Raw genomic sequence first — 6,926 nt, 5'->3', positions numbered from 1 at the left:
GGAGGGGTTAGGGGTGGGAGTGGGGAGTCCGTCCTACTGTCCAGAGCGAACAACAGCCGCAGCGTGATGCAAGCGACAAAATCCAACAATCACACCGGCCAAACCACCCCTTTGTCATTAAGAATCGCATCCAGCGGCACATCATGCGGTTCCGGCTCCAGATCCGGCAGCCACCCGTGGCTGTAGCCCAGCCCCACGGTGAACGGCTTGGGCTGCAGCGTTGCAAGCGTGCGGTCGTAAAAGCCACCACCGTAACCAAGCCGGAAACCACCCGGGCCGTAACCGACGCAGGGCACAAACAGCAGGGTCGGAACGATCACCTCGGTGTCCTTGGGCTTGGGGATGCCGTACGCGTCCTCTTCCATCGGGCAGCCCGGGTACCAGGCATGGAAGGTCAGGGTCTTGTGGACCTTGTTGACCACCGGCAGGCCGATCTTGCGCGGTGAGCGGTTTGCTATGTTTTCAGTAGCTATCTCCGCCCGTCCTTCAAGGGCCTGGCCGTGATTTCCTTCTGACTCCTGGCTTAAAATGGCGTCTTCCTGCCAGCGGTACAACGCAGGCAGCGGATCAAACTCTCCCTTGATCGGCCAATAGGCCCCAATCACAGCGTCTTCGCGACCCACCAGCCAGATTCGCATGACCCGTTGCAACAGGTCGGCGCGCTGTAGACGATCCGACAGGTTCAGGCGTTGCTCAATCAAGGCCTTTCGTGCAGTTAATTTGTCCATAATGACCCGATGCTATCCAACTTTATTCGTACAGCCCTGATTTCGGGCCTCTCCTGCTTTCTTGTACTGACGCCGACATGGGCGCAAAACAACGGTTCACGCGGCGACGACGTGCTGCTCGAGATGAACCAGGCCTTCAAACGTGGTGACAAAAACAGGCTGACCCAGCTGCTGCCCCAGGCGCGCGGCCATGCTCTGGAGCCTTGGGCCGCCTACTGGGAACTGCGGACGCGGCTGGGTGAAGCCAGCACCCAGGAAGTGCAGGACTTCATGGCCCGCTACGCCGGCAGCTACCAGGAAGACCGGCTGCGCAACGACTGGTTGCTGCTGCTCGGCCAGCGTCGCGACTGGACCGCGTTTGCTGCCGAATACCCCAACTACCGCATGGGCGATGACAAAGACGTGCGTTGCTATGCGCTGCTGATCGAGCACCTGAAAAATCCCGGCGCAGATATCCGCATTGCCGAAGAAATTCGCAAGAACTGGCTGGCCCAGCGCGAGGCAAGCGACGGCTGCACTTCTGCGGCCTCGCGGCTGGTGGGCAACAAAAACCTTTCAACCCATGACGTCTGGGTCAAGGCCCGCCTGGCCATGGAAGCGAACCGGCCGCGCGCCGCGCGCGACGCTGTTGAAATCATCGCCCCCGAAGCCCTGAACCTGGTGACGGAGCTGAACGCCAGCCCCGCCAAATTCCTGTCGAGCAAGATGATCGCCGTCAGGGACGTTCGCCGGGAGATCATCGTGCTGGCACTGGTGAAACTGGCGAGCACCGACGCCGACGGCGCTGCACGTTTTGTCGAAGACAAGTGGGGCATGCAACTCGCCGGCGAAGAGCGCAACTGGGTGTGGGGTGCCATCGGCAGGCAGGCCGCCAGCAAGTTGAGCAACGAGGCCTTGGGCTACTTTGCGAAGGTCAGCAAGGACGCCGACCTGAGCGACGACATGTTGGGCTGGAAAGCGCGCGCTGCATTGCGCGCCGGCAGCACACCGCGCTGGTCCCTGGTGCTGGGTGCCATCAATTCCATGAGCGAAGAAGCTCGCAAGCAACCCACCTGGGTTTACTGGAAAGCACGTGCGCTCCTGAGCAATGCGCCAGCCGCCGCAGCGAGCGCGCCGGTGCCACCGCAACGCGCGGAGGCGCTGGCCCTTTTGCAATCGATTGCATCCGTGCGTGGCTTCTACGAACAACTGGCCCTCGAAGAGCTGGGCCAGAAAATCACCGCGCCCGCCAAGCCACCCGCCGTGACGCCGGAAGAAAAAGAAGCTGCGCGCCTGAACGCCGGTTTGAACCGCGCGGCCTACGCCATTTCCATGGGCCTGCGTCCGGAAGGCGTGCGCGAATGGAACTACAGCACCAACCTGCACCAGCGCGGCGGCCTGGACGAGCGTGAATTGCTGGCTGCCGCCCAGTTTGCCTGCGACCGTGCCATCTGGGATCGCTGCATCAACACCAGCGAACGCACCCCGACAGCGATGGACTTCGAGCAGCGCTTTCCCACCCCTTATCGCGAAGCGGTCCTCCAGCGCAGCCAGAGCATCGGCCTGGACCCGGCCTATGTGTACGGCCTGATCCGTCAGGAATCGCGCTTCATCATGGATGCGCGTTCGGGCGTGGGCGCTTCAGGCCTGATGCAGGTCATGCCAGCCACCGCCCGTGAAACGGCACGTCATATCGGCCTGACGGGATTCACTGCAAACCAGATCAACAACCGCGATACCAACATCGTCATCGGCACGGCCTACCTCAAACGCGCGCTGGACGACTTCGGCGGCTCCATGGCGCTGGCTGCGGCAGCCTACAACGCCGGCCCCGGCAGGCCGCGCAATTGGCGCAACGGACCGGTGATGGAAGCGGCCATCTGGGCTGAGAACGTGCCCTTTGCCGAAACGCGCGACTACGTCAAGAAAGTGCTGTCCAACACCACCAACTACGCCGCCCTGCTGACCGGGCAACCCCAGTCGCTCAAGGCCAGGCTGGGCACGGTGGGGCCGCGTGACGCCTCTGCGCCGCCTCCGGACGAAAAATTGCCCTGAGACTACTGCACGCCAACTGGTCGCAGCGCCCTGCAGCTTGCAGGTGTTGACCTGCGTTCCGCTGGCAAGGCACGGGTTATGTTGTTCAACCCTTACCCTGCAGGAACCCCGGAAGAGATGACGCCCGGATGGGTGCTCAGGCCTTGATGCGCTGCGACACAAACTCGCCTTCGTAGCCTTTGGCCAGCGAGATTTTTTCAGCCTCGCCCAGCACTTTTCCGGCAAGTTGAAAAATGCCCTGCTCTTCGTCGCTCAGATGATGAAAAACCTTGTGGTGCAACTCTTTGGCAGCGGCAATCCAGGCCGGGGAGCTGAAGTCGATCTCTTCCAGCTTCTCCACCAACTTATCCATTTCATGGTGTTCGGCAATGCCGTGGCGCGAAGGCTCCTGCGTCATGTCATGTTTGATCAGCGGCACATAGAAAAAACGCTCTTCCGCAGCCGCATGCGCTGCCAGCTCGGCCTTGAGTTCATTAAAAAGCAGGCTGCGCTCCTTACTGTCTCCGGATGTTTTGATCAGGCTGTCGGCCAGGCCGCGCTGGGTATCGTGGCTGATGCGGAGGGCTTCAAAAATATTCATCTCCAGATTATCCTGAGGCCTCTGGGGAAAAAGTGTAGGTCAATAGCCGGGCTTCATTCAGGCGGGAACCTACATGGCAGCGTTTTAAAACATGTTTTGCAAGCACCCCGGTGAAGAGGTCTAATCAGGCTTATGTCTATGAAAAAAATACTTGTTCTGGGCGGCACCGGCTTCGTGGGCCGCCATGTATGTGAAAAACTCACCCAGCTTCAGTGGCGCGTGACGGTTCCAACACGGCAGGAATCGAATGCCCGGAACATTCAAATGCTGCCCTCACTCGACGTGTTTGAGGCCAACGTGCACGATGAAGCCGTACTCACGCGGCTCGTGGCTGGCCATGACGCAGTGGTCAACCTGATCGCCATCCTGCACGGCACAAAAACTGCTTTTGACAAGGTGCACGTAGAGTTGCCGCAGAAGCTCGCGCGTGCCTGTGCCGCAACCGGTGTGCGGCGCGTGGTGCATGTCAGCGCGCTGGGCGCCGACATGCGAAACCCGGATATCGCGCCATCGATGTATCTGCGCAGCAAAGGCCATGGCGAGGTGGCGCTGCATCACGCAGCACTGGACCTGACTGTGCTCAGGCCAAGCGTCATGTTCGGCGCCGACGACAAATTCCTCAATGTCTTTGCCCACCTCCAGAAAATTTTTCCTGTGGTTCCACTGGCGGCAAGCCACGCGCTGTTCCAGCCGGTGTGGGTGGAGGACGTGGCAAGCGCCATCGTGCATTGCCTGAAGGATGAGCATCTCCATGCCACTGCGGACCAGACCTTCGATGCCTGCGGGCCGGGCATTTTCACACTCCGGCAACTCGTCGAAATGGCGGGACGCCTGAGCGGCATCAACCAGGGTCGCGGCAGGCCCGTGATTGCCTTGCCTGCTGCCCTCGGCCGCCTGCAGGCCCGGCTGATGGAGTTTGCGCCGGGTGAACCCCTGATGAGCCGCGACAACCTGGCCTCCATGACCCAACCTAATATTGCCAGCGGCAACCTGCCGGGCCTGCAAGCCATGGGCATCACACCCGCGGCACTGGAAGCCGTGGCACCGGCCTACCTTGGTCCGGGCAGCGGAGGCTGGGGTTTGCGCAGCAACCTGACGCTCAAGCGGAAGAGCGCCGGACGCTCTTGACGCCGCTTTAACGCCCTGATGCGCTCGGGCAGCGCATCAATAACGCGCTTTTTTGGCATCAATGCCTGGCCTGCCGCGCGTTAGGATGGCCGGTCTTTTTTCTCCGGGGAATCCATGCTCAAACTTTATATCGGCAACAAGAATTACTCCTCCTGGTCCATGCGCCCCTGGGTGCTGCTCAAGCAGGCCGGGATTGCATTCGAAGAGGTCAAGGTCCGTTTTGACTCCTTCGACGCTACCTCCACTTTCAAGCAGGAGATCAATAGCGTGACGCCAGTCGGCAAGGTGCCCGTCTTGCTGGACGGTGACCTGGCCATCTGGGACACGCTGGCGATTGCCGAATACGTGGCCGAGAAGTTTCCGGACAAACAGTTGTGGCCTGCCGACGTGAAGGCGCGCGCCCGTGCCCGCAGCATCTGCGCCGAAATGCATAGCGGCTTTACCGCGCTGCGCGGCGCCTGCCCGATGAACATCGAGGCTGAGCTCAGCGCCACCGGCCGCCTGATCTGGCGTGACAAACCCGCGGTACGCGCCGACGTTGCGCGCATTGTTGCCATGTGGAGTGAGCTGCTGGCAGCCCACAAGGGCCCCCTGCTTTTCGGCAACTTCACCATTGCCGACGCCTACTTCGCACCGGTCGCGATGCGGCTAAGCAGGTACGCCCTGCCCGTGCCGGCAGAGATCAGCGCCTATGTCGAGCGACTGAGCGCACTGCCAGGCATCAAGGCCTGGGTGGACGATGCCCTTCAGGAAAAAGACTTCAGGGAATTCGAGGAACCCTACAGGCTGTCGCGCTGATCATGGCCAGAAGCACCATGGTTACGATTTACCTGCGTTACGTTCTCGACACCACCAAGCTCAAGGAGTTCGAGCATTACGGCAAGCTGTGGATTCCGCTGGTGGAGAAATTCGGCGGCAAACACCACGGCTATTTCATGCCCAGTGAAGGCGCCAGCAATATCGCCCTGGCCCTGTTCACCTTTGACAGCCTGGCCTCCTACGAAACTTACCGCCAGCGGTCTTTTGACGACCCCGAATGCCAGGCCGCATTCAGGTATGCCGAAGAAACTCGGTGCATTGTCAGCTACGAACGCAGCTTTTTCCGCCCGGTCTTTTCCTGAGTCGCGCGTCGGGCTCGCCTCACCCGAGCCGCTAAACTGCCCCCATGGAAATTTTCATGGTCGGCGGTGCGGTGCGCGATGCCTTGCTGGGCCTGCCTGTGCAGGACCACGACTGGGTCGTCGTCGGCGCCACGCCTGAAGAACTGGTTGCCCTGGGTTACCTGCCGGTAGGTAAGGACTTCCCGGTATTCCTGCATCCGCAGACACGCGAGGAATATGCCCTGGCGCGTACCGAACGCAACACGGCGCGCGGTTATCGCGGCTTTGAGGTGTATGCAGCGCCCGAAGTCACGCTGGAAGAAGACTTGGCGCGGCGCGATCTCACTATCAATTCAATAGCTGCAAGTTCCCGTCCCGCAAGGGCCAGTGGCACTTTTGAAGCGAACCTCGACACCCTGGTCGATCCGTACGGGGGAAAACGGGATATTCAGAACAAGGTGTTGCGCCACGTAACTGATGCATTTCGGGAAGACCCGGTGCGCATCCTGCGGCTGGCCCGGTTTGCCGCACGGTTTGACGATTTCACAGTGGCCCCCGAGACCATGGCGCTGATGCGCGAGATGGTGGCGCAAGGCGAGGTGGACGCGCTGGTTGCCGAGCGCGTCTGGCAGGAACTGGCCCGCGGCCTGATGGAGCGCAAGCCCTCCCGCATGTTCGAGGTGCTGCGCGAATGCGGAGCGCTGCGGCATTTGCTGCCCGAAGTAGACCGGCTCTGGGGCGTGCCGCAGCGCGCGGAATACCACCCCGAGGTCGACACCGGTGTGCACCTGATGATGGTGCTGGACATGTCGGCACAACTGGAAGCCAGCCTGGCCGTACGTTTTGCCTGCCTGGGCCACGACCTCGGCAAGGGAACCACGCCGGCCAATGTGCTGCCCAAACATATCGGCCACGAGGAACGCAGCGCCAAGCTGCTCAAAAACGTGTGCGAGCGCCTGCGCATACCCACCGATTGCCGCGAGCTGGCCGCGGTGGTGGCGTTTGAACACGGCAATATTCACCGCAGTGCGGAATTCAGCGCGGCCGCGCTGGTGCGCCTGCTCGAGCGCTGCGATGCATTTCGCAAGCCCGCGCGTTTTGCCGAAGTCCTGCTGGCCTGCGAATGTGATGCACGCGGACGCCTCGGCCTGGAAAATGAGGCCTATCCCCAGAGGCTGCGGCTGGCCTCCGTGCTGGCAGCTGCGCAAACCGTGGTCACGGAAACTGTCGCCCAGGCAGCGCAGGCAGCGGGCCTGTCCGGCCCCCAGATCGGGGAAAAAATACATGCTGCGCGGGCTCAGGCCGTGCGGACCTGGCTTGAGAATCCCGCCGCACCAGCCTGACGCGTTCTCGCGC

General features: G+C 61.6%; 7 protein-coding genes. 5 read left to right on the top strand and 2 right to left on the bottom strand.

Annotation, left to right across the window (positions count from 1 at the left end; genetic code table 11):
- Positions 1–89: 89 nt before the first annotated feature.
- Positions 90–728 carry a 5-formyltetrahydrofolate cyclo-ligase gene (locus tag B0B52_RS08860; protein WP_077593252.1) on the bottom strand — a complete coding sequence of 213 codons (639 nt, stop codon included), beginning with the start codon at positions 726–728 and terminating at the stop codon, positions 90–92.
- A gap of 9 nt (positions 729–737) precedes the next feature.
- Between B0B52_RS08860 and B0B52_RS08855 the strand changes: the two genes are divergently transcribed.
- Positions 738–2,762, top strand: a complete 2,025-nt coding sequence (locus B0B52_RS08855) for a lytic transglycosylase domain-containing protein (RefSeq protein WP_077593251.1) — start codon at positions 738–740, stop codon at positions 2,760–2,762.
- A 136-nt stretch (positions 2,763–2,898) separates the two neighbouring features.
- Here the strand turns inward: B0B52_RS08855 and B0B52_RS08850 are convergent, their stop codons facing one another.
- Positions 2,899–3,342, bottom strand: a complete 444-nt coding sequence (locus tag B0B52_RS08850) for a hemerythrin domain-containing protein (protein ID WP_077593250.1) — start codon at positions 3,340–3,342, stop codon at positions 2,899–2,901.
- A 138-nt stretch (positions 3,343–3,480) separates the two neighbouring features.
- Here B0B52_RS08850 and B0B52_RS08845 point away from each other — a divergent pair, with 138 nt between their 5' ends.
- The 4 genes from B0B52_RS08845 to B0B52_RS08830 all read left to right on the top strand — a co-directional run bounded on the left by B0B52_RS08845 (position 3,481) and on the right by B0B52_RS08830 (position 6,913).
- Positions 3,481–4,470, top strand: coding sequence for a complex I NDUFA9 subunit family protein (locus B0B52_RS08845; protein ID WP_077593249.1), 990 nt, complete (start codon positions 3,481–3,483; stop codon positions 4,468–4,470).
- A 114-nt stretch (positions 4,471–4,584) separates the two neighbouring features.
- A complete protein-coding gene (locus B0B52_RS08840; RefSeq protein WP_077593248.1) occupies positions 4,585–5,268 on the top strand; it encodes a glutathione S-transferase family protein in 684 nt (227 codons plus the stop codon).
- A 17-nt stretch (positions 5,269–5,285) separates the two neighbouring features.
- Entirely contained in the window at positions 5,286–5,591 is a 306-nt protein-coding gene (locus B0B52_RS08835) for an NIPSNAP family protein (protein WP_077593272.1), read from the top strand.
- Positions 5,592–5,635: 44 nt separating this feature from the next.
- Positions 5,636–6,913, top strand: coding sequence for a multifunctional CCA addition/repair protein (locus tag B0B52_RS08830; RefSeq protein ID WP_077593247.1), 1,278 nt, complete (start codon positions 5,636–5,638; stop codon positions 6,911–6,913).
- Positions 6,914–6,926 lie beyond the last annotated feature (13 nt).

Origin of the sequence: Polaromonas sp. A23 (genome assembly GCF_002001015.1) — a bacterium.
Lineage (GTDB): Bacteria > Pseudomonadota > Gammaproteobacteria > Burkholderiales > Burkholderiaceae_C > Polaromonas.
The sequence above is the reverse complement of the archived record's forward strand: the minus strand, read 5'-3'. Positions and strand labels throughout refer to the sequence as shown.

Coding starts and splice junctions, on each gene's coding strand:
- B0B52_RS08860 (WP_077593252.1), bottom strand. CDS start 728: ATGGACAAATTAACTGCACGAAAGGCCTTGATTGAGCAACGCCTGAAC.
- B0B52_RS08855 (WP_077593251.1), top strand. CDS start 738: ATGCTATCCAACTTTATTCGTACAGCCCTGATTTCGGGCCTCTCCTGC.
- B0B52_RS08850 (WP_077593250.1), bottom strand. CDS start 3,342: ATGAATATTTTTGAAGCCCTCCGCATCAGCCACGATACCCAGCGCGGC.
- B0B52_RS08845 (WP_077593249.1), top strand. CDS start 3,481: ATGAAAAAAATACTTGTTCTGGGCGGCACCGGCTTCGTGGGCCGCCAT.
- B0B52_RS08840 (WP_077593248.1), top strand. CDS start 4,585: ATGCTCAAACTTTATATCGGCAACAAGAATTACTCCTCCTGGTCCATG.
- B0B52_RS08835 (WP_077593272.1), top strand. CDS start 5,286: ATGGTTACGATTTACCTGCGTTACGTTCTCGACACCACCAAGCTCAAG.
- B0B52_RS08830 (WP_077593247.1), top strand. CDS start 5,636: ATGGAAATTTTCATGGTCGGCGGTGCGGTGCGCGATGCCTTGCTGGGC.